Annotated in this window: 22 protein-coding genes; 2 read left to right on the top strand and 20 right to left on the bottom strand. The window is 33.4% G+C overall.

Features of this window, described 5'->3' with window-relative positions:
• Position 1: 1 nt before the first annotated feature.
• The 13 genes from ACJ6WR_RS01105 to ACJ6WR_RS01045 form a co-directional block, all read right to left on the bottom strand.
• Positions 2-1,069 (bottom strand): hypothetical protein, encoded by a 1,068-nt coding sequence (locus tag ACJ6WR_RS01105; RefSeq protein ID WP_409416821.1) that lies wholly within the window; start codon positions 1,067-1,069, stop codon positions 2-4.
• 2 nt (positions 1,070-1,071) lie between these two features.
• Positions 1,072-2,883, bottom strand: a complete 1,812-nt coding sequence (locus ACJ6WR_RS01100) for a type VI secretion system Vgr family protein (RefSeq protein WP_409416820.1) — start codon at positions 2,881-2,883, stop codon at positions 1,072-1,074.
• Between the two features lie 11 nt (positions 2,884-2,894).
• On the bottom strand, positions 2,895-3,365 hold the full coding sequence (locus tag ACJ6WR_RS01095) for a hypothetical protein (RefSeq protein ID WP_409416819.1): 471 nt from the start codon (positions 3,363-3,365) through the stop codon (positions 2,895-2,897).
• Positions 3,366-3,647: 282 nt separating this feature from the next.
• Positions 3,648-5,372: a sodium:solute symporter gene (locus ACJ6WR_RS01090; RefSeq protein WP_039114270.1), complete on the bottom strand. Its 1,725-nt coding sequence runs from the start codon at positions 5,370-5,372 to the stop codon at positions 3,648-3,650.
• Positions 5,373-5,493: 121 nt separating this feature from the next.
• A complete protein-coding gene (locus ACJ6WR_RS01085; protein ID WP_409416818.1) occupies positions 5,494-8,025 on the bottom strand; it encodes a PIG-L family deacetylase in 2,532 nt (843 codons plus the stop codon).
• A gap of 151 nt (positions 8,026-8,176) precedes the next feature.
• Positions 8,177-8,686 (bottom strand): hypothetical protein, encoded by a 510-nt coding sequence (locus tag ACJ6WR_RS01080; RefSeq protein ID WP_039114268.1) that lies wholly within the window; start codon positions 8,684-8,686, stop codon positions 8,177-8,179.
• A 225-nt stretch (positions 8,687-8,911) separates the two neighbouring features.
• Positions 8,912-10,735 (bottom strand): hypothetical protein, encoded by a 1,824-nt coding sequence (locus ACJ6WR_RS01075; protein ID WP_409416817.1) that lies wholly within the window; start codon positions 10,733-10,735, stop codon positions 8,912-8,914.
• 49 nt (positions 10,736-10,784) lie between these two features.
• Positions 10,785-11,882: an AI-2E family transporter gene (locus ACJ6WR_RS01070; protein ID WP_409416816.1), complete on the bottom strand. Its 1,098-nt coding sequence runs from the start codon at positions 11,880-11,882 to the stop codon at positions 10,785-10,787.
• 130 nt (positions 11,883-12,012) lie between these two features.
• Complete coding sequence (locus tag ACJ6WR_RS01065; RefSeq protein WP_409416815.1) at positions 12,013-12,546, bottom strand: mechanosensitive ion channel domain-containing protein; 534 nt, start codon at positions 12,544-12,546, stop codon at positions 12,013-12,015.
• Between the two features lie 11 nt (positions 12,547-12,557).
• On the bottom strand, positions 12,558-13,142 hold the full coding sequence (locus ACJ6WR_RS01060; protein WP_409416814.1) for a Maf-like protein: 585 nt from the start codon (positions 13,140-13,142) through the stop codon (positions 12,558-12,560).
• Entirely contained in the window at positions 13,135-14,061 is a 927-nt protein-coding gene (locus ACJ6WR_RS01055; protein ID WP_409416813.1) for a geranylgeranylglycerol-phosphate geranylgeranyltransferase, read from the bottom strand. The genes ACJ6WR_RS01060 and ACJ6WR_RS01055 overlap by 8 nt, the downstream gene beginning before the upstream one ends.
• Before the next feature lie 282 nt (positions 14,062-14,343).
• Entirely contained in the window at positions 14,344-14,871 is a 528-nt protein-coding gene (locus ACJ6WR_RS01050) for a KdsC family phosphatase (protein ID WP_039114264.1), read from the bottom strand.
• Entirely contained in the window at positions 14,855-15,616 is a 762-nt protein-coding gene (locus ACJ6WR_RS01045; protein WP_039120045.1) for a Rossmann-like and DUF2520 domain-containing protein, read from the bottom strand. The genes ACJ6WR_RS01050 and ACJ6WR_RS01045 overlap by 17 nt, the downstream gene beginning before the upstream one ends.
• 197 nt (positions 15,617-15,813) lie before the next feature.
• Between ACJ6WR_RS01045 and ccsA the strand changes: the two genes are divergently transcribed.
• Positions 15,814-19,071, top strand: coding sequence for a cytochrome c biogenesis protein CcsA (gene ccsA / locus ACJ6WR_RS01040; protein ID WP_409416812.1), 3,258 nt, complete (start codon positions 15,814-15,816; stop codon positions 19,069-19,071).
• Between the two features lie 773 nt (positions 19,072-19,844).
• Here the strand turns inward: ccsA and arsB are convergent.
• Genes arsB through ACJ6WR_RS01020 form a run of 4 tightly spaced genes read right to left on the bottom strand, consistent with a single transcriptional unit; the run spans position 19,845 to position 22,383 of the window.
• Positions 19,845-20,906 (bottom strand): ACR3 family arsenite efflux transporter, encoded by a 1,062-nt coding sequence (gene arsB, locus ACJ6WR_RS01035; RefSeq protein WP_409416811.1) that lies wholly within the window; start codon positions 20,904-20,906, stop codon positions 19,845-19,847.
• A 1-nt stretch (position 20,907) separates the two neighbouring features.
• Entirely contained in the window at positions 20,908-21,528 is a 621-nt protein-coding gene (locus tag ACJ6WR_RS01030) for a protein-tyrosine-phosphatase (RefSeq protein ID WP_409416810.1), read from the bottom strand.
• Positions 21,529-21,546: 18 nt separating this feature from the next.
• The gene (locus tag ACJ6WR_RS01025) at positions 21,547-22,032 is read right to left on the bottom strand and encodes a DUF6428 family protein (RefSeq protein WP_039120050.1); all 486 of its coding nucleotides are present in this window, start codon (positions 22,030-22,032) and stop codon (positions 21,547-21,549) included.
• A gap of 18 nt (positions 22,033-22,050) precedes the next feature.
• Positions 22,051-22,383, bottom strand: coding sequence for an ArsR/SmtB family transcription factor (locus tag ACJ6WR_RS01020; RefSeq protein ID WP_039114258.1), 333 nt, complete (start codon positions 22,381-22,383; stop codon positions 22,051-22,053).
• A 263-nt stretch (positions 22,384-22,646) separates the two neighbouring features.
• Between ACJ6WR_RS01020 and ACJ6WR_RS01015 the strand changes: the two genes are divergently transcribed.
• A complete protein-coding gene (locus ACJ6WR_RS01015) occupies positions 22,647-23,288 on the top strand; it encodes a hypothetical protein (protein WP_409416809.1) in 642 nt (213 codons plus the stop codon).
• A gap of 221 nt (positions 23,289-23,509) precedes the next feature.
• Here ACJ6WR_RS01015 and ACJ6WR_RS01010 read toward each other — a convergent pair whose 3' ends face one another.
• The 3 genes from ACJ6WR_RS01010 to ACJ6WR_RS01000 all read right to left on the bottom strand — a co-directional run bounded on the left by ACJ6WR_RS01010 (position 23,510) and on the right by ACJ6WR_RS01000 (position 25,316).
• Complete coding sequence (locus tag ACJ6WR_RS01010) at positions 23,510-23,896, bottom strand: DoxX family protein (protein ID WP_409416808.1); 387 nt, start codon at positions 23,894-23,896, stop codon at positions 23,510-23,512.
• Positions 23,897-23,997: 101 nt separating this feature from the next.
• Complete coding sequence (locus ACJ6WR_RS01005; RefSeq protein ID WP_409416807.1) at positions 23,998-24,786, bottom strand: anti-sigma factor domain-containing protein; 789 nt, start codon at positions 24,784-24,786, stop codon at positions 23,998-24,000.
• Complete coding sequence (locus tag ACJ6WR_RS01000; RefSeq protein WP_039114254.1) at positions 24,786-25,316, bottom strand: RNA polymerase sigma factor; 531 nt, start codon at positions 25,314-25,316, stop codon at positions 24,786-24,788. Before ACJ6WR_RS01000 ends, ACJ6WR_RS01005 begins: the two co-directional genes overlap by 1 nt.
• Positions 25,317-25,846 lie beyond the last annotated feature (530 nt).

Raw genomic sequence — 25,846 nt, 5'->3', positions numbered from 1 at the left:
TTTATTGTTTTTGTTTGGCATATTGGTCATTAAGAAATATTGTTTTGACAATTCTTCCATTATAAGTTCTTCTTATTAACATTGCTTCTGTTAACCTTTCGGCTATAGGTGAATTAGCATTAATTGAGTTTAATTCTTTAATAGATTTTACTTGCCCAGAAAGATATGCAGCCATAGCTGTTGGGGTAAAATGATGCACATAATAATCCTCTAAAATTTGAAACTTCGGTGACATTGCTTTTATATAATACTCAGTCATCGTAACTCCTTTTTGTGTTTCGACCTCTTCGAGATGTTTGGCAATGTAGGCGTTAAATTCACTTATATCTTTCATGATTTGGTTTTTCATAATAGCTAGAATCAAGCCTGCAAAAGGGTTTCCGCCTGCAACCAGAGTTGGTAGGGCTGCGTCGAGCAATGGCATTGCATCGGGTTCACCTTTATCGAATGTACTACTTAAAAATGAAATAGCAGTTAAAAAATAGCCTGCATTTTCGCCTGCTGTGCTTGCATATTTAGACCACTTTATTAGTTTTTTGCTCCTAAAAGCTTCGACTTGATCTACTGTTTTGGTTGTAAAATACTTATTACCAAAATCTTTGGCTCTGTAAAAAGAGACTTTTTTATTATCTACCAAATCGGTTACAAATTTATTTGCCAGTTTTTGATAGGTTTTTCCATTCGACCCCATTAAATAACCTTGACCTAGTTTTTTGTAGGCTACAGCATACGAAAGGTAATTAAATTTATCCTTACCATTTTTGAGCATTGTTGCAATAAAAAACTTTACGAATAACTTCTTTCCTGATGTATTTTTTATTTCGGGAAAATCATCGCCAGGTTTTACATCGGCGATAAGGGTATCGTTTTCAAATAAATCGTCAACCTCTTCTTTTTCTATCTCTTTCTCGGGTGCTACATAATCATGATGGGTATTGCCTATCTTTCCGCCATCCCAATTATTTTGTTTGGCAGCGCTAGATATAAAGTTCCCATCCTGAACCTCTATGGTTGTAGTTCCTCGGCTTGTTTTGGTTATACTCCCGCCAACTATACGTATCCTTGACATAATTATGAACTTTTAGTTTTTTCGCCACTGTGCTGTTGTAATTCTTTAGGTGATTTTATGTTAATGTTCTCTTCAGAGCTATGCATGTTGTAATCTTTGTTTGTAATTTCTTGTCTTTCTTGTTCGGTATGTGAATTTAAATCTCCTTCGATATGTTCTGAGAAACTTCCTTTAATATTAAGGATACTATCTCCACCTACGATTGTGCTATGTAGCATTCCCACTGAGGTAGATTTATCGGCTCCAGCGCTCTCAGTAATATTCATTCCAGCTATACTACTAATACTCTCTGAAGCATTCAGATTGATGTTTTCGGCATTTAAATTTATTGTTTTTAATGCAGTAATATTTAGCGTATCTCCTGTACTGTCTATATGGAATTTGTTTCCTTTTTTATCGGCAAGCGTTATGTTTTTTAACACCTCAAATTCCAGATACTGTCCTGAACGATCTTTTATTACTTTAAAATCATTTTTCTCGGTTGCATATTCACTTTTTTCTTTACCGTTATAATAGGTGCCTGATATGTAAGGACAATCGACATTATTGCCTTCAAAGCTTACTTGTACTTCATCGCCAATTTCGGGTATAAAATAAAAACCCCGACCTGCTCCTGCATAAGGTTGTACCATACGCATCCATTCACTTTTTGTGCTTCCAGCTGCCCAATAAAAGTCTACTTTTATACGTCCTATTCCTTCGGGGTCGTTGTTATCTATTACTCTTGCTGGTTGGCTTTCGGCAGTAGCAAATACTTCGATATTGGTATAATGTGGTGCAGCTACATCGGCAGGAATGGCTATAAACTCACAGTTATAATTACCGTTTACTTCTGAGTGGTGTATTACTTCTATTGCAATAAGTTCGTGCTCTACAGTTTGATTCTGGATTGTAAATACTTGTCCTAATCCTATTGGCAAATAGGAGATTCCGCTATAAAAAACACTATTTGCATCTCTACCCGCTGTTTGTAGTTTTACTATTTCGGTAATTTCGGTTGCATCTTTTGCCTGATTAGTATAAGCGGCGATACTTAAATCGGGTTGTGCTACCGATGCTTGTCTGTCGCCAACGACTCTCGCAAAACTGTCGGCACTTCCTGCACTGGTTTTTGCTTCGGCACCTCTTAATGGTGTTGCATTGGTATAATTATATCCTGCAAATGAGGTTTTATGCGATACCAAATTGGTTTCAATACTAAAATTGTGTAAAGTTGCTCCATTGATTAGTCTTACTTTAGATGTTTTGGTTTGCCCAAATTGCATTCGCATTCCGTCAAAATAAAACCATTGTCCGTAACGTGCCGAGAGTCGTTTTAGGAACTCAAAACTGGTTTCGTTGTATTGTGGTTTGTATTCAAGGTATTTTGTGTACGTAGGTTCAATAGCATCTATTTGGTAAAACTCGCCAGCCGTTTCTTCTGAAAATATTTTTAAAGCTATTTCTTTTATACTACGATCAAGAAAGGTTCTTGATTTTTTCATATCGTCCAATAAAACCGTGTGACTTATACCCTCTACATATAAACCTACTGGGCTACCGTTTACATCAACAGATTTTAGCTTTGAAATTATTCCTTTAGACATTAATCTTGTTCCGTTGACGATGAAGGTAAAAATTACTTCTCTGCCTTTATATTTGCGAAGTGCAGCAGCTTGGTCAGCGGGTTTAATCACTGCTCTGCCTGTATATTGCCATACAAACGAAAAATGATGATGATCCATCATAGTTTGCGAAAGCTTTAAATCATAATAAACTACATTTTGGGTAAATTCATCAATTGTTATATGTACTTGTTCTGAAAATTTTGACATGATTTCTTAGTTTAATTATATGACAAATAGGCTTCTATTTTCTCGTGTGTTTTTGATTTAAAGCGCTTGAATTCGGCATAGTATTTACTTGTGCAACTTTCGTCCAGGAAAATCAGATAACTGAATTTCTTTTTTATTCCGTAATTGTTGTCTGTAAATTTTTCAAAATAGGTCGTTGCAATTGCTATAACTGCTTCTTTGGTAGTAAAATAATATTTTACACCATTTTTAAGCGTAAACTCATCTCCAACTACTGGATAGTGAACGGTTTGATTGATAATGAAAGATTTGGGAACTGTTACCCAATAGTTTTGGTCTTTATCTCTATAACTGTATATAGCATTATCTGATACTGTAAATAAAGTACCATTATCGGTATCGAGAATGCATTTGCGTTTAATATCTCGATTACTAGCAAAAACAGCTATTTCTGAAGTGTATTTTTGTGTCAGTAATTCGGTTACCTTTTTTTCTATTTGCATAATAATTACTTTAGGTACAGTTGATTGACTGTAAGGTTGAAGTAAAAATATGTTTAAGGCTGTTTGGTTGTAACCCAAATAAATTATAAGAATGATATAATAAGGTATTTTCTTAAAGCGAAAAATAGAAGTATGATTTTTAGGTTTTAGCCCTGATGGGAACGGCATCCTTTTATGGTAGGGTTTGCCATAAAAGATATAGTGTACAGCAGGAAATAGCTCCAAAAAAAAAATGCTGTAAAACTAAGTCTTACAGCATTTTTATACTAAATGTGATTTATGTTAAGCTACTATGGCTTTTTGTTTTCTAAAGATTGTAAGTTGCATTAGTAAGGAAAGGAATATGGTTAATATTGCTCCGATAAAGTTGAGCCATAAATAACCTAATTTTTCTTGCCCGCTTGGATAAATCCAGATTGAGTAATAAAAGATGATAAATATGGTTATCTGGCTAATTAGTGCACTATAAAAAACGGCTTTAGACTGTACATGTTTGATGTAAAAACCAACCAGGAATATACCTAAAACTGTTCCGTAAAATATGGATCCGATGATATTTACTAATTGTATTAAATTCTCAAATAAGGTTCCTACACAAGCAAAAAGTATGGCGATAATCCCCCAGAATAGAGTAAAAAACTTGGTTGCATACAGGTAATGCTTGTCTGATTTTTCGGTTTTAAGGTTACGTTTGTAAATGTCGATTGCTGTTGTCGATGCCAATGCATTTAGCCCTGAAGCGGTAGATGACATGGCTGCCGAAAGGATTACTGCCAATAACAACCCAATTAATCCTTTTGGTAAATAGTGCAGGATAAAGTGGAAGAATACATAATCTTTATCGTTGGTTTCGCTGTTACTGTCGGCTTTTATAATGATTTCTTTGGCTCGCTCGCGCAAATCTCTTTCTTTATTAGATAATGTAACCAGTTCTTTGCGTAGAATCGGATTGTCGTAATCCTGATTTAACTGATCGATGTATAATAAATTGATTACTTTTTTATCTTCAGAAAGTACGTTGAGTTTTTTCTCAAGCGCATGATATTCGTCTTTATACGCCGACTTCTCGATTATGACTTTGTTATTTGGATTAAAATTTAAAGGAACTGGATTGAACTGAAAGAATACAAATACCATTATTCCGGTTAACAAAATAAAGAATTGCATAGGAACTTTTAAAAGTCCGTTCATGATTAATCCCATCTGGCTTTCTTTAACCGATTTACCCGATAAGTACCGTCCTACTTGCGATTGGTCGGTTCCGAAATAGGCAAGGGCAAGGAAAAAACCTCCTGTGATTCCGCTCCAAAAAGTATATTTTTCTTCTGGGTTAAATGAGAAATCTACGATATTCATCTTATCATTTGCTCCAGCAATATGCATGGCATTGGTAAATGTCATATCGTTTGGCAGGTAATGTAATATCAGGAAGAAGGTAATAAACATTCCCGACATGATGACAAACATTTGCTGTTTTTGGGTTACGTTTACTGCTTTTGTACCGCCTGAGAAGGTGTAGATAATTACCAGTAATCCGATCATGACATTCATTAAAGTTAGATTCCAGCCTAAAAGTGCTGATAGGATAATTGCTGGTGCATATATGGTAAGTCCTGTTCCTAAACCTCGCTGAACTAAGAATAGTATTGCTGCAAGTGATCGGGTTTTTAAATCGAATCGTTTCTCTAAGAATTCATAGGCTGTAAATACTTTGAATTTGTGGTATAAAGGTATAAAGGTTACGCAAATGACTATCATAGCAATTGGTAATCCAAAATAGAATTGCACAAAACCCATTCCGTCATGATACGCTTGTCCCGGAGTTGATAAAAAGGTAATGGCGCTTGCTTGAGTTGCCATTACCGAAAGTCCTACGGTGTACCAAGGAGTTTCGTTATTGCCTAGAATAAAATCTTCGACATTTTTGCTTCCTTTGGTTTTCCAAGATCCGTAACCAACAATAAATAAAAGTGTAACTATGAGTACAATCCAATCAAATAGTTGCATATGTTATGAGTATAAGTGCATTATTAAATAAAAAATCAGAATATAGATGGCGTTGGCTACAAGCACATAGGTGTAGCTTTTTTTCCATGTTTTTATTTTTTTCGTTGCCATATTAAAGCTTTTAATTCTTAATTTCTTTATTTGGGATTTGTACTGGTTGTTTTAATGAGATCATATTTGATAATAATCGATAGGCTCCCGGAACTCCTTCGGGTAATTCTCTAAAGAAGCTTAAGCCGGTGTAAATATAATATCCTTTTCCGTATGGGGCGACTAATAATGCGCCCTTTTTAGCCGATTCTCCTTTGTCATGGGAAGATAGGATAGGAGTGAAGGCTTTGTCGTATTCACTTGGGTAATATAATCCTTGTTCTTGTTTCCAGCCTTCAAAATCTTTGGAAGTAATTTTATTAGGTGTACTTAGAACAGGATGATTTGGTGCCAGAAATGTAACTTCGGCATTTTCTTCGGTTACTCTATCTGAGGAAATTTTTAGAGGATATGGCGCAATAGTATCGGTTACAAGATCGCCTGCTGTATTGTATTGTACTATCATTGTTTTTCCGTTTTTGACAAAGTCAAATAATACAACTTGTTTATTAGCAAGTGCCTGAATGGTGTTGTAGGCACGGATTCCTGTTATTACGACATCAAAATTATCTAATCTTGTTGGTGTAATTTCTTCGGGTTTTAAGATGGTTACTTTATATCCCATTTGTGCCAGGCTATTAGGAACTTCATCGCCTGCACCCATAATATAGGCAATTGAATCTCCTGTTGTTTTTAGGTCAAATCGGATGCATTTGGCTTCTGCTGGGGCTAAAACCTGCTGTTTGGTGATATGACTATAATCGATGATGGTTTGGTCTTTATCGTAGCGTTTATTGCCTACAATCGCTACGCTTTTTACTGTTGCGTTTTCTGGGTTTACTGGTGGTGTTACTTCAAAATAAACAATTTGTTCTATTCCTTTTTTGGCTAGGGTAAACGGAATTTGTTTTGGAGAAATTATCCAGCTTTTAGGTAATTCTAATTGTAAATTACCACTTACACCATCTTTTCCTGCTTTTATTTTTACAGCAACTGTTTTGGTCTGAGTATCTTTAAATAGTAATACTTTTTCTAGAATTGTGGTTGTAACTTCGGGAACGATATCCAAGAAATCATACATTTCGCCTTTTACATCATCATTATATTTATAAACAACGGTACGCTCAAACGGAATTTCAACATTGATTATCTTAATATTAAAAATAACTTTTACATCACGAATAATATCTGGAACGCCTATGTTTTCCTGATTAGAAACGGTGTACATTCCTATAGTTGCTTTTTCGGCTAACCAATACGGTTGTGTGTAAGGAATTGTAGTTGGTAATTGAGTTTTTAAATTGATTTTTTGATCTTTATTATTAATTAAATCAATGTTTTGAGGTGTTGTTTTTTGGTCAGGCAATGTTGTTATGCTTACTAATTGCATAGGAACCGAAGTACGATTAATAGCTTCTAGTTTTAGGTTTACAGTGCTTCCTTGTGTTGTTTCTTGCTGTTGTGCAACTGCTTCCAGATATAAACCAGAACAGGCTGCTATTATTTTTTTGATTTCTTCAGATTTCAAGACTTTCCAATGATTTTCATTTAATGACTGAATCATTGTGTAGGCTTTTACTAAATCGGGTATGCTTGCCGATGGATTATTAAAATTGTATTGTGTCAGGATTGTATTTATTAATTCTCCAATAGGTTTTCCTCCCTTAATACGGTTCCAAGTAGTATCGATTCCGTCAAAAATATTAGATGGGTCTTTTGGAGTATCTCCGTTAATAAGTTCCAGATATTCGGTATCCTGACCACGGCTTCCAGTTGCGCCAAAACCTTGTGATTGATGACGACTGCGGCTTAAGGCTGCAATTTCCTGATTAGATTTTCCTATTCCGGGATAATAAACCCCAGTTTCTAATGTTGTAAATTTAGATTTGTTGGCTGCTTCAAATTTTTCCTGACTACCGTAAAACCACCAAGAAGTATTAAAGAATTGGCGCTTAGGTTGCCATGGCGTTACATATTTTAATTGTTCGGGATATATACTAGGATTATTGGCCAGATCAAAGCTCTCAACGCTTAACATCGCCGATGAGGTATGATGCCCATGTGTTGTACCGGGTGTACGATGATCAAAACGATTAATGATTACATCGGGCTGAAACTTACGAACGGTCCATATGATATCGGCAAGTACTTTTTGTTTATCCCAAAGAGTTAATGTTTCATCTGGTGTTTTTGAGTAACCAAAATCATTGGCACGTGAGAAAAACTGTTCGCCACCATCAACTTTTCTGGCTTCAATAAGTTCTTGTGTTCTAATTACTCCTAATAATTCTCTTAATTGTGGTCCTATTAAATTTTGACCACCATCGCCTCGGGTTAAAGATAAGTAGCCAGTTCTTGCGTTTACTTCATTAGATAAATAAGAAATTAATCTTGTGTTTTCATCATCTGGATGTGCAGCTATATAAAGTACCGAGCCCAAGAAATTTACTTTTTTTATTTGATTGTAAATTTCAACCGAATTTGGTTTTTGTGGTTTTTGGGCAAAAGCAGCTTGTAAGCTAATAAGAACTAAAAGGATAATCTTTAGAAGGAGTCGGTGCATCTGAGAATTATTTAATTTTTTAAGATTGTTTTCAAAAATAGTAATAATAGAAACTGGTAATTGTTAATGACATGTAAAGATGTTAAAGTATTTGTTAAAAAAAAAAGAGAGTGCCATATCCAGGCACTCTCTTTTAATTACGAAATGTTGTTTAGTGTCTTCCGTGTCCACGACCATGTCCTCTTCCGTGATCATCATCATCGTCATGGTCGTCATCACGGTCATGTCTGTCATGACGATTGTGTTTGTCTTTTTTGTAGTAATCATTACGATCTTTTTTATAATAACCGTATGTTCTTTGCGGTTTACCACGATACCCTTTGCAATATTGAACTCTATGTCTGTCAAAATAAGCATACGGAGTTCTACCGTGATAATCATTTAAAACTACTTTGTATCCTCCGTACAAATCATAATTTCTATATTGTCTTGGTAAACTGGTTGATCTAATCCATCTTCCTCCACCAAAATAAATAAACTGTGTGGCACGAACGTCATAATAAGCCTCAACGTCTGGTAAATAATAATATTCTGTTTCAGCATATCCAACTGGTCCCCATTGTGGCGGTGAGCCTATGTTTACGTTTATCGAAACTTGAGAATGCATGGTACTTGAAATAAATAGTAATATTCCGAAAGTAATTAATTTTAGTGTTTTCATTTTTTCTGGGGTTTTGGATTCTTAATTTCAATATTGAAATGTTTGACTATTTCGATATCTGATTTGTGAAATCCAAAAGTTGTGCCACAAAAAGTTTTTAAAATGATAAAAAAAGACAATATTTATTTATTTAAAAATAAAAACGCTGATATATAAAGTGTTAGGTTGGTTTTTATTTTTAGTTTTTTTCTGAAAAATAAAATAAAATGAGGGAATATTCTGTGCCTATCTATACTCGACTAATCTTGGTTTAGCTAATTCAAAATTTTGTAATCCAAAATCGGTGGTTTCAAATGTGTTTGTTTTAAAAACATTATCGCCTTCAAAAGGAATTGTTGGGTAGTAAGAAATAGATAACTGAAAGGAACTAAAAACTAAATAGTCATTACTTATTAGTAATCCCAGAGTTATTTTAGAATATACTTTATTTCTCATCATTGCATCGCCAGTACTTCCTAATACTGCAGCGGTATAATTAAAAAAGGGATTCACACGAAAACCTACTACTGCATGTGGCGCATAGGTTTGGGTTTGTAATGACAATACCATTTTGCTAGTGCCATATATTGGACTGTTAAAACCTTGCAGACCATTATTTCCATTAATATTAAGTTGGTCACCGACAGTATTTTCTCGATTAGCACCAATAACTAATGCAGGTTTTACAAACTGTCTTAGTTTCCAGTTTCCTATTTTTACTAGGTTTGTAAAATAATTGGCTTCAAAGGCAAATGCACTTTGGTATGTTTTAGATTGATGAAAGAAAGTCCCAAATTCAAAATCGGCACTAAAGAATCCCCATTTATGATAATCTCCAAATGATGCCTGAGCGCCTATATAAGGACGCCAAAATGTATTTTTATATTGATATCCGGCTGTTATCCCAAAGATTCTTCCTGTGGCGACATCTTCGGTAGCACCATTTCTAAATATATAATTGTCTTTAACAAACTCTCGGGTGTTGATTCCGATTCCGGTTAGCATTAATTTTTCGTCCGAATAAAAGCTAATAGGGTCGTATTGTGGCTCGGGAGATTCTATATAGTCTACATTTAAAATACGCCCTGAGATAATTAAGTTGGTTTTTCTTTCTTTTTCTTTAAAAATAGGAAATGCTTTTCCTAACCATGCATCTTGCGTATTGTATTTAAAATTCTGAAAAGAATATTTAAGATCAGGTCCTTGCAAGGAATCTCGTCTAAATTGCTGACCAATATACAATCCGCCTGCCCATCTTGTTAAAGGGGAGTAAAAAGGGCGCTCTATGGCAATGCTTTTATTGTAATTGTTATCTAAATCATTATTATACTTGGCCGTTACATTGATAAAGGTATTTTTTATATTAGGAACTGTATAGGTAAAATCATTGGCATTTTTTCCATCACTAAAACGGTTTGTAAATTTATATTCTAATTGCTGACCTGTCCCAAAGAAGTTTTTATCTTTTATTCCCACACCAACCTGATTACTAGAAATAGAAAACTTAGGTATGTAACTCCAGGAATCCAGAACTCGAATCGTAACATCTACCGAATCAGATTGTACGCTGGTTAATTGCTCTGAAATACTTACAGTATTAATATATTTTTGAGATCGGATGATACGCTCCGATTCCTGTACTTTGTAGGCATCGTAAGGCGTATTTTTTTTGAATAATAATAAATTACGTATTGCGAATTGTTTTGTTTTTAGATGAAGCCTATTTCCGGTTCTTTCTCCCCAATTTCTAGGTGTAACTGTCGAGTCACTCTCAGAATATCCAAAAGGATCTAGGGTTACAATGGTAATTTTGCGTATAATTTTTCCATCATAATTGGTAGTATCTACTTTTTGAATTATTTCCTGATTTTTTTTTGGACGTGTAGTTCTAAAAACAAACCGGTGAAAGAAATTAGTGAACTTATGTTTTTTGGTATATGATTTAAGCTTAGAATACATTTCGGTACTATCTTTTTTAGGCTCATTTACCTGCGAAAAAGAACTAGTATAGCAAAAACATACTAGGATGAGTAATAGGTATGTTTTATATTGAAATAGTTTTATTATCAAGTTAGGTAATTTTTATGAATTCATTTTAAATAGTATATAAAACGGCATTCTATTCTTTTAATTTTGTTTTCTTTATTTTCCAACTAAATTTTTTCGGCAAATCATTCCCTATTAAATATCCCCAAGGTTCTAAAGATTCTATCCTGTCAAAAATTATTTTAAGAATAGCCAGTAAAGGTATTGCCAGAAACATTCCTGATATGCCTGCAACTCCGCCACCGACAATTATCCCAATTATAGAGAATAGTGCATTTATTTCGACCTTGGTGTTTATAATCAATGGTACAAGTACGTTATTATCTATTAGCTGAACAATTATATTTACTATCAGAATTCCCAGAATTATAGAAATTTCGGGAGTTCCTGTAAGTGATGCTAAAACGGTTAATACGCCTGCAATAAAAATTCCTATGTACGGAATCATGTTTAAAATCCCTGTAATAAGACCTAATAGAACAAAATATTTTACCCCAATAATATAAAGACCTAAGCTTGTTAATACAGCCACTACAATCATTTCTATAATAAGACCTACAATATAATTGTTTATCGATACTTTTATCTGAGTTAATATCTCTTTTAGTTTAGTATGATGTTCTTTCTTAAACAATTTAGCCAAGAAAAGGGTAAAGTGTTTTTTATATAAAAGAAACAGGAATATAAAAATAGGTATTATGGTACAATCCAAAAGAACATCTGAAAGAGATCCTAATGCTGTTCCTAGTTTTTCTCCCCCATTTTTTACAGAATCAGAAGTAACGTTTTCAAGATATTTTTTTTGTTCTCCATTGCTGATATTAAAATTTGCTTTTATAAAATTTTGCAAATCATTAAAAACGGCAATTGCATTTTTCTTAATTATAGAGAAATCATTGGCGATATCACTAATCTGATACGAGATAAATGTGAGTATCCCTATTATTACAAGTACAAAAATAAGGACAGTTACTATAGATGCAAGAAAATGTGGGAAACGTAACTTTATGTGTAATATTGAAAATAAGGGTAGTAATAATACCGAAAATAAAAAGGCTAATAGTACTGATGTTATGATGTCCTTACCAATAACAAATATAAAACCAATACAAATTATACTTATTAAAACACACACAAGTTTTACATAAAAAGGCAATTTAATTGATTCCATAACTGATTTGTTGAGGTTAAAAAGCTTTTATTACCACTAATAAAAGCTAAGTTAAACAAATGTTATGCTTTATTCCTCTTTTTATGTTCTACATTTTTAAAGTTAGCTTATAAAATTCCCATAAAAGAGCTTAATCAAAAAACTCTTTATCTTCAAAATGAGCTGGTATAATTGAGATTCCTTTTTGCAGAAGCAAATTATTAGGATAGATTATTTTTTCTCCTTCTTTGGTTTTTAAACTTACGTGAAATGCATTTATATCTTCGATTTCGGCTTCGATAGGGAAATCTTTATCATGAATTTTTATTGAATCTCCTATTTTAAACGGAAAGGAAAAAAACAAAATAATTCCTGAAGTTATATTACTTAATATAGACCATTGTGCAAACATTGCCACACCAATAACGGTTGCTATAGAAGATACGGTAAGGAAAATATCATCGGTTTGAACACCCCAAACAACAAATAAACCGATTACAAATAAGATATTGGTTAGTAAATGGATGTACTTAATTATCAAATTGGTTCGATGCTCCAAGAAATGCTCTTTTTTAGCGTATCGTCGTACCAGTTGGGTAATAGTAACTCTTACCGCAGCCGTTATTACAATAAGGATTCCTGTTGCAAATATTTCTTTGGCGTAATCGGTAAAAAAAGCTGTCATAATTTTATATTTTAATCTAATGTACTTAAATATTCATAAACTCTGTGTGTAGGAAGTCCCATAACATTGGTGTAAGATCCTTCTACTTTTGCAACTCCTACAAAACCAATCCATTCCTGAATACCATATGCGCCAGCTTTATCGTATGGTTTGTAATTTTTGAGATAATATAAAATTGCTTCATCGCTCAATACTGTAAAGGTAACCTTTGTAGTTTCGTTTATAACAACCGATTTTTCATTGGTCCTAAAACAAACAGAAGTAATTACATCATGAGTTGTATTCGATAATGATTTTAATATATTAAATGCATCTTCTTCATCTTTTGGCTTACCCAAAGCTTTGTCATTATGCCAAACAATTGTATCACTTGTAATTAGGATTTCATTTGGTTTTAATTCACCGTCAAAAGCTGCTGCTTTAAGTTCAGCCAGATAATCGGTAATTTCGCTTCCTTTTAATTCTGGAGGAAAGATTTCTTCTACATCTTTTAATCTAATTTCGAAATCTAGATCCAGGTCTTTAAAAAATTGCTGACGTCTAGGTGAGCCCGAAGCCAGTATTAAAGTATATTTTTCTAATTTTTGCTTAAGCATTGTATTTAATATTAAGATTGATGATTAAAATAGACAGGATCCCGAAGAATAAAATCCATTTTAAAACTGCGCTCAAATGATGAAACTCTTTATTGGTTTTGGCAGTGATTATTTTTGCTATAAAGTAAAATAGTGGTGCCAGCACAAATACAAACGCATATAATGTAGCGATGTACAGATTATAAGCGACAAAATAATTATTGATATAAATTAGTAATAAAACGATTGGAATAAGTGCAAGCGCAAAAACTACTTTGGCAGTTCGGCTTGTGCCAATTGCAATAGGTAATGTCTTCATCCCTTGATTATAATCGCCATTTGCATCTTCGATGTCTTTTACAATCTCACGTATAAAATTAATTATAAAAGCAAATATGGCATAATCTAAAAGAATAGAGAACATACTCGCCATTTGTGCTCTATTGCCCACGTCTGTAGCAGGAAAAATATCAAAAACTCCGATTATTATAACACTAAAAGACAATACTAAGGCAACAACAACATTGCCCAAAATCATGATTTGTTTTAAAGTTGTAGAGTAAAAATAAAGACTGGCAGCAATTAGAATAAAAAGAGTCGCAAAACCGGGTCTCATAATTACATTAGATAAATAAAATCCAATTGCAACTCCTGTAATATTAAGCGCTACGTATATGTTATAAGCAGCAGTTTCGGAAATACTTTTGCCAACTACAACATCGCTTGGTTTGTTAATTAAGTCAGTTTCCTGATCAAAAATATTATTTATAACATATCCAGCTGCCGCAATTAAAATAGTGCTTAAAACCAATAAACCATACTGCCAATCGGCTAATGCCAACGGGATATTTTGCAATTTTAAGAAACCATAACGAAATAGTATTTGCATAAATGCAAGCATTAATAGGTTTTGGTAGCGAATGAGTTTGAGGTATTTCATTTGTTTTAAGGTGCTGAGGTTTATCTTAAAGACACAAAGGTTCTAAGTGGCAAAGCTTCAAAGGTTTTTTGTAGAGGCGCACCGCAGTGCGTCTTTATAAGAGATTCAAAGGTTACAATATTGTCTAAATCATGGGTGTTTAGATTATACACTACATAAATCACAATAATAGATTATATACTACATGGTTTTGTTACGAAGTCTATAATGTAAAACTCAATTCTTAATGTGTAATACAGGTACTGCAGATTGATACTGAACACTGTTACTGTATACTAGACTCTAATCGTGTTTCCCGTTAAAATGCTCCATCCATTTCCCTTGTACTTTCATAACTTGTTCTATTACATCGCGTGCAGAACCTTTTCCTCCTTTTACGTGTGAGATATAACGACAAATTGTTTTTATTTCTGGGCTAGCATCTTGCGGGCAAGTAGGTAATCCTACCAATTTCATTACGTGATAATCAGGAATATCATCACCCATGTATAATACGTGCTCAGGATTAATGTTATATAATTCAGTATATTCCTTAAACGTTTCAACTTTATCCGGAGTCCCTAAATGAATATCTTTAATTCCAAGATTGCGTAATCGTACGCGTACGCCTTCATTGCTTCCGCCAGAAATAATACATACGTTATACCCACTTTCTACAGCCGCTTTCATAGCATAACCATCACGAATATTCATCGTACGAAGAATTTCTCCTTCATTGGTTACAAAAACCGAACTATCAGTAAGTACTCCGTCAACATCAAAAATAAAAGTAGTGATGTCGTTCATTATTTCTTTATAACTTTTTGCCATTATTTTGTATAGATTTTGTTAGTAATGTATATATGTTTTTTTGATTTTCATCAGATAAATAACTCAAATGAGCTTTAATTGTTGTAGCATCTTTACGTTTTGCAGGTCCTGTTTGAGCATCAATAGGAGAAAGTGTATTGATTTTATTAGCTGTTTCGGCTATTAAAGGCTTAAGGATTTCGAAAGAAACGCTATGCTCCGTGCAAATTTCCTGCCCGATTTGGTATAGGTGATTGGTGAAATTATTTACAAAAACGGCAGCTACGTGCAATGCTTTTCGTTGTTCAGAATTGATAGGATATACTGCATTCGAAATGATCTTAGCAAGTTTTTCGAGTACTAAATAATCGGTTCTGTTTTCGGCTTCCAGACAAAGCGGAACCTCCTTAAAATTGACTTCTTTATTTTTTGTAAATGTTTGTAAAGGATAAAACACGCCACTTCGGTTTTTTATATTAATTGCTTGTAATGGAGCAGTTCCTGATGTATGAGCAACCAGTTTATTTTTAAAAGGTAATTGCTCCGAAATAGTAGAAATAGCATCATCAGAAACAGCAATAATATACAAATCGGCTTCTTTTAAAAGAGCCAAATCTGTTACAATTTTGCTAGAATCGAGTAGAGGAGATATCACTTTTTTTGTTCTGGAGTACACCTGAATAAGTTCAATCGCACTACTTTTTGCGAAAGCATTTATTAAATGTTGGGACACATTTCCCGAGCCAATTAGTGTTATTTTAATCATATTGCAAAATTAGCATTTTTTTTTAAAGGACTCCCGTTACAAAGTAAGTTCGTACAGAAAGTATTTTTAGTAAGAAAAATAGCTCTTTAATAGCTGTTAGAGTACTTTATTTTGGATATTATTAACAAATCCACGAATATCTGAATCAACATTTTTGAGTACTTTTGTGCCACTTTATAAAATGTAATTCCTCAATAATGGATAAAAAAATATTCTCCTTTTTGTTTTCTACACGATTAATGGCTGTCCTTTTTTTAACATTTGCAATTGCAATGGGAGTTGGGACTTTTATCGAAAGTAAATACAATACCGATACCGCTAGAATTTTTATTTACAATGCATGGTGGTTTGAGGTCATAATGGTCTTCTTCTTAATTAACTTCTTCGGAAACATAAAAAGATATCAATTACACAAAAAAGAAAAATGGGCTACCTTAATGGTGCATTTAGCTTTTATATTTATCCTTTTAGGAGCATTCATAACACGTTATATTAGTTACGAAGGAATGATGCCAATACGCGAAGGAGCGGCTGAAAACCAAATCTATTCGGATAAAACATTCATTACCATTTTTGCCGATGGTGAGTACAAAGGCGAGATGAAACGCCGTGTTTTCGAGAAAAGCTTACTATTATCTCCAGTTGCCGATAACGATTTTAGTATTTCGGGTAAATTCAACGAAACTCCATTTGAAGTTGAGTATAAGGATTTTATCATGGGAGCAAAAGAGGTTATAAAACCAGATCCTAGCGGAATCGTATATTTAAAACTTGTAGAAGCTGGTGAAGGCGGACGTGAAGAGCATTTTCTTAAAGACGGAGAAGTTCAAAACATACACAACGTTCTGTTTGCATTAAATAAACCTACAGACGGAGCTATTAATATTAATACAACAGGCGAAACCTATACGATACAAACCCCTTTTGAAGGAGATTTTATGCGTATGGCCGATAAACTTAAAGGAAAAGTAACTAAGGATAATGTACAGCCATTAATGATGCGTTCATTATACAGTATTGGCGATATCCGAATTGTTTTCCCAGATCCAGCCGTAAAAGGAGTTATTGCTTACGAATCTAATAATGATTATAAAGCCAAAACACATGAAGACGCATTAATTGTAAAATTAACAGCCGAAGGACAAGAAAAAGAAGTAACCTTATTAGGGTCTAAAGGTAAAATAGGAGACTTTAAAACAGTTAAAATCGGAAATATCGATTACACATTCTTCTACGGAAGTAAAGCTTATGTATTGCCTTTCAAGGTTAAACTGAATGATTTTATTGCTCAGAAATACCCAGGAACAGAGAAAAGTTATTCCTCTTTTGAAAGTAAAGTTACCGTTATAGATTCAAGTAAAACATTTGATGCTAGAATTTACATGAACCACGTATTAGATTACAGAGGATTCCGCTTCTTTCAATCTTCATTTGATCCAGACGAAAAAGGAACAGTATTATCTGTAAACCACGATTTCTGGGGAACTAATATCACCTATTTAGGTTATTTTATGTTATTCTTCGGGTTAATGGCAATCATGTTTACCAAACATTCTCGTTTTGCAGACTTAAAACGCAAACTAGAAGTGGTGAAAAATAAAAAAGCAAAACTAATTACTATTTTAGTATTAATGTTGAGCTTTAACGGATTTGCACAAGAGCAACATGATCACGACCATGACCACGATCATGCGGCACATAGTACAGACCCAAATCATGACCATGAGAAGGATCATAAACATGATCATGCACCACAAAGCACAGATCCAAACAATCATGCAAATCATGTAACAAGACCACCAAGTCAGAAACAACTTGATTCGTTAATAAATATCTATAAAGCGCCAAAAGAGCATGCTGCTAAATTTGGACGTTTAATTATTCAGGATGCAGGCGGAAGAATGAAGCCTATTAATACTTTCTCATCAGAATTATTGAGAAAAGTAAGTCATGACGATACGTATAACGGAATGAATTCAGACCAAGTATTTTTGTCAATGACACAATACGCACAGGTTTGGATAGAGATCCCGATTATATACATAAAATCAGGAAATGATAGTATTCGTAAAATTATAGGAATTGATAAAGATGCAGGATTTGCACCTTTTATTAAGTTTTTTGACGAAAAAGGAAACTATAAATTATCACCTTATTTAGATGCGGCTTATAAAGCAGCAAATCCGAATCAATTTGAAAAAGATTTTATCGAAACCGATAAAAAAGTAAACCTTATGGAATCGGCTTTAAGCGGAAGTATGCTTAAGATTTTCCCGATACCAAAAGATCCAAACAATAAATGGATTTCATACCTGGAGATTAGTAATGCTGGTTTAAAAGGAATGGACGAGACGTATGTAAAGCAAATACTACCAATGTATTTTGCTGCTTTAAACAACGCTTCGATAACCAAAGATTTTAAACAAGCCGATGAGTTACTAGAAAGTATTAATGGATTCCAGAAGAAATTTGGAAGCAAAGTACGACCAAGCGAAGAGAAAATTACATCAGAGTTATTGTATAATAAATACGATGTGTTTAAAAAGCTTCCGTATTGGTATATTACAGCTTCAATCCTGATGCTTATTTTTACAATTCTGAATATTTTCTTCGAGAAAAAATCATTAAGAATAACAGTTAATGTTTTCCATATAATTATTGGAGCCTTATTTGGGTTACATACACTAGGATTAATAGCACGTTGGTACATTTCGGGACACGCACCATGGAGTAATGCTTACGAGTCTATTATATATGTAGCTTGGGCAACAATGTTTTTCGGGTTGGCTTTTGATAGAAAATCTAAGCTTACCGTAGCATCATCTGCATTTGTTACAGCAATGATCCTAATGGCAGCATATATGAACTGGATTGACCCAGAAATAGCCAATTTACAGCCAGTTCTTAACTCATACTGGTTAATGATACACGTAGCAGTAATTGTTGCTAGTTACGGACCATTTGCATTAGGAATGATATTAGGATTTGTATCGTTGGTATTAATATTCTTTACCAATAAGAGCAATAAAGCCAAAATGGATTTAAACATCCAGGAAATTACATACATCAATGAGATGGCATTAACAATTGGATTGATTATGCTAACCATAGGAAACTTCCTTGGAGGACAATGGGCAAATGAAAGTTGGGGACGTTACTGGGGATGGGATCCAAAAGAAACTTGGGCATTAATTAGTATCATGATTTACGCATTTGTAATTCACGCTCGTTTTGTACCAGCCCTACGCGGAAAATGGATATTTAACCTAATGAGTATGTTTGCGTTTATCTCAATCTTATTTACGTATTACGGAGTAAACTTCCACTTAGTAGGATTACATTCATACGCAAGCGGAGAAGCACATTCACTAGACTGGATTTGGTATTCATTAGCAGCAATAACCTTAATAGGAGCTGTGACATACCCAAAATACCGCAAGTATTATAAAAAATAACAGATTATTAATTCACATAAAAAGGTTCAACTGCAAAGTTGAACCTTTTTTTATTTAGGATTTTTCTTAGTAACAGTACAGCTTTGCGAACTTTGCGTAAATCCTTGCGTTCATTGCGGTAAAAAAAACTCAGTGCTTTTATTAATAAAATTTAGAAGCTATTTCCTGCTGTCCACTATATCTTTTTATTTTTAAAGAAAAAATAAAAAGGATGCCGTTCCCATCAGGGCTAGGACACCCATTTTCATGATAAAGCAAGCAATATAAATCTGCTTAATCAGCCAAATCTGCGAGAGTCATTGAGAAAGAGACTTCAGCGATAGCTAACCGATGTAGTAATAGCTCTCCAAACTGTTTAGAGTTACTAGTGGAGACCCTTCCTTCGTCAGGGTGACAAGATAGAGAGATGCTGTGTTAAAACTAACTGCAAAGAGTGCAGGGATTTACGCAAAGTTCATAAAGAAACCTCACAAAGATTTATACACAAACTAAGCAACCTTAGAACCTTTGCAACTCAGAACCTTAGTACTTTTTAAAAAAAATCCGTTTAATCCGCGTCCAAAACCAGAGTAAGTTGCTCTGCAAGCTGTGTAGAGTTACTAGTGGAGACCCTTCCTTCGTCAGGGTGACAAGATTGAGAGATGCTGTGGTAAAACTAACTGCAAAGAGTGCAGGGATTTATGCAAAGTTCACAAAGAAACCTCACAAAGATTTATACACAAACTAAGCAACCTTTGAACCTTTGTAACTTAGAACCTCAGAACCTCAGAACCTTAAAAAAAGAACCTTTTCCTAAACCAAAAAGCAACATTAACCAAAGCAATCAAAGCAGGAACTTCGACTAATGGACCAATTACGCCAGCAAAAGCTTGTCCGCTATTGATTCCGAAAACGCCAATGGCAACAGCAATCGCAAGTTCAAAATTGTTTCCAGTAGCTGTAAATGCAATTGCAGTAGCTTTAGAATAATCGGCACCAAAATATTTTCCTGTAAAAAAGCTAAATACAAACATTATTACAAAATAAAGAACCAGCGGAATAGCGATTCGTATAACATCCATTGGGATTTGTACAATTAATTCTCCCTTTAGGCTAAACATTATTAATATGGTAAAAAGCAAAGCAATCAATGTAATAGGGGAAATTGCAGGCACATATTTATTCTCAAACCAGGTGATACCTTTTAGCTTAATAAGAATGTAACGACTACCAATGCCAAGTGCAAAAGGAATCCCTAAATAAATACCAACGCTTTCGGCAATTTGACCAATGGATATGTTTACATTAAAACCAGTATATCCAAAATATGGAGGTAAAACAGTAATAAAAAACCAAGCATAAACACTGTAAAGTAAAACCTGAAAAATACTGTTCAGCGCAATTAAACCAGCGGCATATTCACGGTTTCCATCAGCAAGATCATTCCACACAACAACCATTGCAATACATCGGGCTAAACCTATTAAGATTAAGCCAATCATATATTCAGGATAGCCATTTAAGAATAATAAAGCCAAACCAAACATTAAAAAAGGACCTACAACCCAGTTAAGAAAAAGAGAAGCACCCAATACACGAGTGTTTTTAAAAACTTCACCCATGAGTTCGTATTTCACTTTTGCTAGCGGAGGATACATCATAAGTATTAATCCAATTGCAAGCGGAATATTGGTAGTTCCGCTAGAGAATGAATTGATGAAATCTCCGCTAGACGGAACAAAATAACCAATAGAAACCCCAGTTGCCATAGCAATAAAAATCCAAATCGTTAAAAAACGATCAAGAAAACCTAACTTTTTTCTTTCGATAGTAGGGGCGCAAGTATTAGCAGACATATTATTTTTTTATTAGTGAGAAAACATAAAACATTTCGGTAGCAATTTGCAAACTGCGCTCCTGATATTTCTCAAGTTGTAAAGGTGTATTATCAAATGCTTTTGGGTCTTCATAAGTAATCGGAATTCGTTTCTCGGCACCAGCAATAAATGGGCAATCACCATCGGCTTGAGAGCACGTCATGATAGCTGCAAATTTGCTTACAGGATTAAAACTTGCATCAAATGATTTAGAAAATCCAATAATAGGATGTTCATTCGATGCAAATTTTATCGAATAAACAGGGTTTTCTCCCTCAGAAATAGCTTCGATTTTAAAACCAGATTTTTCTAATGTTTTTACTACCATTGGATACAAAGCTGTGGCTTCTGTTCCTCCCGAATAACTAGAAACGTTTTTTATGTCAAAATATGCCGCTGCAGCCTGCGCCCAAACTTGAGCCAGATGGCTTCTTCTTGAATTATGAGTACAAATAAAAACAAGCCTAATTTCTTGTAGCGTATTTACTCTATCTTGTATATAAACTATTAAAGGCAGCAAAGCATTCTTTCGTTCATTGGGAATAGATTTAAAATCAAAAGAACGAATTGTGTTTTCGATTTCAGGAAGTAGTATGTTCATATTTAGGAGATTATGAGATTAGCAACAACTACCGCCTGGAGTACAAGAACTAGATTGATTTGATATATCCGAAAGATGAACTTTTGGTTTTTCAGATGGAATTCCGCATTGATCCTGAGCAAGACAAGCTGTTTGTTTATTTAGTAAAACAAAATCTTTACCGTTAAAACCTAAATCATATTTCCCGATAGTAGTATCTTGATATTCTACTTCAATTTCAAAATCTTCGATCCCGATAGCTATCGGGACTAAAACCTTTTCCGAAAGCTCGATGATATGAACCAGTTTTTGAGGTTTTAATCTATGTTCGTAATCATTGGCGTCCCAAAGTTGAAAGTTAACAACCGTTTCCTTGCGAACAGTCCCGCCACAATCGATAAAATTCTTGGTTATTAAACCAACTTCAGTTACGTGAAAATATTCGGGTACAAAAGTCCCATTTGGAAGCTGAAAATTAATAGCTTCAACTGTTTTTAAGATGTTTTTAATTTCTGAAAGTTTCATAATTTTTATTTTTAATATTTAACAACATTCATTATTTCTTTTCTCCAAATGCGTTTCAACATGTTGGAAAAAAACTTTAATTTTTTCAAATCCCGATTCGTTAATGCAATAGCAAATAGCGTTTCCTTCGATATTACCTTTTATCAAACCTGCATTTTTAAGCTCTTTAAGATGCTGAGAAACCGTAGGCTGAGATAGAGGTAATTCGTTTACGATATCACCGCAAATACATGCATTTACTTTTAGTAAGTATTCTATAATGGCAATTCTTGCAGGGTGACCCAATGCTTTTGCTAGAATAGCAAGTTCGTTTTGGTTGTCTGTAAAGAAATCTGATTTAGTTGCTCCCATTGTTATATTTTTATATTGCAATATTACGATATAGATTTTAGAAAATAAATAAAATTAAGAAGAATTTATTATAATTGGTTTGTATTGATGTGTGTAGACTTAAAAAGGTGAGTATGAAAAACAGTATTCTTTAAATCGATTTTAGGCGATAATAGTAGTTATTCCGGGGAGAAATAAATTCTGAATTAAGTATTTTTGTTACAGATTTAAAAAAAGATCATTCATAGACTAAAAAATATATAGATATTATTAATTCAAAAAATATGATAAGAGAAATTGCCGAAAAATTATTAGGGCGTTCATTAACAAACAATGACGGATTTGATGTAGAAACAATTGAAAATGCAGAAACGAAACTAGGACAATCAATACCAGCAATACTGAAAGAGTTTTATATTACCGTAGGTAAATTGGATATTTTTATGTCTTCATTTCAGCGATTTCTAAAACCCGAAGATTTGTTTTATGAAGATGGAAAATTAGTTTTTCTAGAAGAAAACCAGAATGTATGTTATTGGGGAGTTAATATAGCAGATACTTTAGTTTATCAAACTCAAAATATAGATAATGCGGTATGGTATTCAGAAGAAATATTGCTTCCAGATTTTTTACAAATGATAATGTACGGACAATGTGCAGAAGGTGGCTATCCGTTTTCTGGTGCAATTTATGATATGGATCAAGATGAGTTATCAGAATTTATAGAAGAGATAACCGCTAAAGATTGGCAAAAAGTTGTAGATCATAATAACTGGATTATTTATGAAAATGACAGAAAGCTAATTTGGTATTTCACAGATGATAATGGAAACTTATCAGAAGATTATCCTTTATTTGTTTCAACTCTAACCAAAGAAGACTTGTTGAAGATGGAAGAAGAGTTCGGTTTTTCAGATTTAGATTAATTTTTTTTATAAGGTTCTGAGGTACTAAGAGACAAAGGTTCAAAGGTTGCATAGTTTGTGTAAAAAAATTAATCGAAAAGGGCACAAGGTTTTACGCAAAGTTCGCAAAGCTATTGTGATTATTTTATGTGCAAACTATGCAACCTTTGAACCTTTGCAACTCAAAACCTTAGCTCCTTTAAAAAACCTTTGAACCTTTGTCTCTTAGTACCTCAGAACCTTTATTTCTCAGAACCTCCAAAAAATCCTTTTGGAAACATAATTGCTAGTAAAACGCAAATCAGTAAAAAGTTATATTCCATTCCGTTTCTTCCGCCGCCTACAACAAACCATCCTTCTTTAAAGTGAACTAAAATAATCCCCATAATAAGAACTAAAATAGTAACGATTGCAGCAAAGTTGATGTATTTATTGATAAGCAAAAGTACAGCAGCTACAATGTGCGATAGTTTTATGGACCAGGCAAGAAATACACCAAAAGGAGCAAAACCAATTTGGTTTAAATAGAGATTCCCGAAATTATTAATGCCATTATCGAATATTCCGAAAACGCTGTGTGTAAGTAAGATAATCGCAACTGCAACTCTTAAGATTAATGTACTGTTCATAAATTGGGTTAGTATTGGTTAGTTTAGATTTTAAAAATAATAAAAAAACGCATATTAATTTGTTTTAATATGCGTTTTAAATTTTTATAATAAGTTGGTTTTTAAACCTTTCCTAAAGTATATAATTGATCCATTGTAGGACTTGGGCTTCCGCCTTCAGGTTCGAGTGTGATTCCAAAAGCTTCGGCATAACCAGTATTTTCTACCTTGAATATTTTTTGAATGTTAGAGTCAAATTCAGTCAACAAACCAATACTAGTAGGAGTAAGTACAGGACTTAATTTTAAAGCCCAAACCTGATATACTTTTCCTTTTGGAGGTTTTGGTAATCCAGCAGCATCAATATAAGTTACTTTAGTGTCTTTATTCCAATAGGCTTTGGCAAAAGATTGTGGCGCAACAGCTTGTCCGCCCAGTGTAACTCCTGTGTTTTTTATATCCCTTACAATCGATAAGTTTTTCTCAGTGATTTTGCTTTCTTGGTCTAAGAGCGCATATTCACTTTTTAATTTATCTTTTTCACTACCTACAACTTCTATTGCTTGTTTAGTTTGGGTAAGTTGCACATACTGATAAGCAAAACCTAATAAGAAGAGTACAGCTGCTGCCCAACCTACATATTGAGACCAAGTAGAAGCTGGTTTCATATCGACAACCTTGCCGTGTTTAAGTTCTAGTTTAGCTTTAATTTTTTCAAAATTAGCTACCGAATGAAAAGGAGAAAAACTTGAGGATAATGCCACTATTGCTTTTTCAATTGCAATAATCTCATCATTAATTTCGTCATGTTTTTTAGCCATTGCGGCTACTTCTATGCTTTCGGACTCAGTAAGTAATCCGTAAACATAAAGCTCTAAAATTCCTGATTCTATATATTCTTTTGTTTCCATTATAATTTCAAATAAATTCGTAAGTCGTTAATACAATTTCTGTTTTGCGTTTTTATAGTTCCCAAAGGCATCGCAAGCTCTTCTGAAGCTTCTTGTTGCGTATATCCTTTAAAGAATAATAAATCGATTATTGCAATACATTTAGGTTTTAGTTTTTTTACAAACTCATGAATACCAATAGTATCTATTTTATTGACGAGTTTGTTACTGTCGTCAAGTAGATGTACGAAATTATCTGAAGAAAGGTTTTTTTGACTGTTATTGAAATTTTTTGATCGGAGTTTATCAATGGATGTATTCCTGGCAATATTAAGGATCCAGGTATAAAATCGACCTTTACTTTCGTGGTAAGAATCGATGTTTTTCCAAATTTTAACAAATACTTCCTGAAGCACATCTTCGGCTTCTTCTCTATTTTTTATAAGAACATTAATTACTGCAAATAAACTTTTGGAATACATATCGTAGAGATGTGTAAAAGCTTTTTCGTCTTTCTTATAAATTAATACTAATAACTCTTCTTGACTCATATTCTATAGATTTTGGGTGAATAAACACATGAACTTTAGTTTATAAATGGGGAATATTGGTAAAGTTGGTATAAATATAATTCAAAAATTTAAAGAAATTGTAATTTATTTCTAACAAGAAAACTTCCTAAATGCATGAAAAATAAAATATTACCTTTTTTTTATTTTTTTAAAACCAAACTCAAACCAATCTCGTATATACAAAATAATGAAGGTCTGAATGGGGGATAATTTAGACTTAAATATTTGTTTTTAATCAGGGATAGGTTTCCATTCTAATGTATTTAGGATAGTAATGGTAAATATGGGGGATAATATTTTGCCATTTTCTACAGAGCAGACGAAGGAACGAATTCGGAAACCTTTTCCTAATTAAATTACATTCTACTTCAAAATTCCAATCACCAAAAGTTAGATTTAACCACAAAACGCTTAAAATTGAGTTATTAATGTCGTTTAAGGTTTTAAATTAAAGTTCGACTTGGCGATGAGTTATAAAAAGAATATTTTTGCCAAAAAAAATGTAAGAA

The organism is Flavobacterium sp. PS2 (genome assembly GCF_046250155.1).
GTDB lineage: Bacteria > Bacteroidota > Bacteroidia > Flavobacteriales > Flavobacteriaceae > Flavobacterium.
This window is presented reverse-complemented; position numbering and strand designations above follow the sequence as displayed.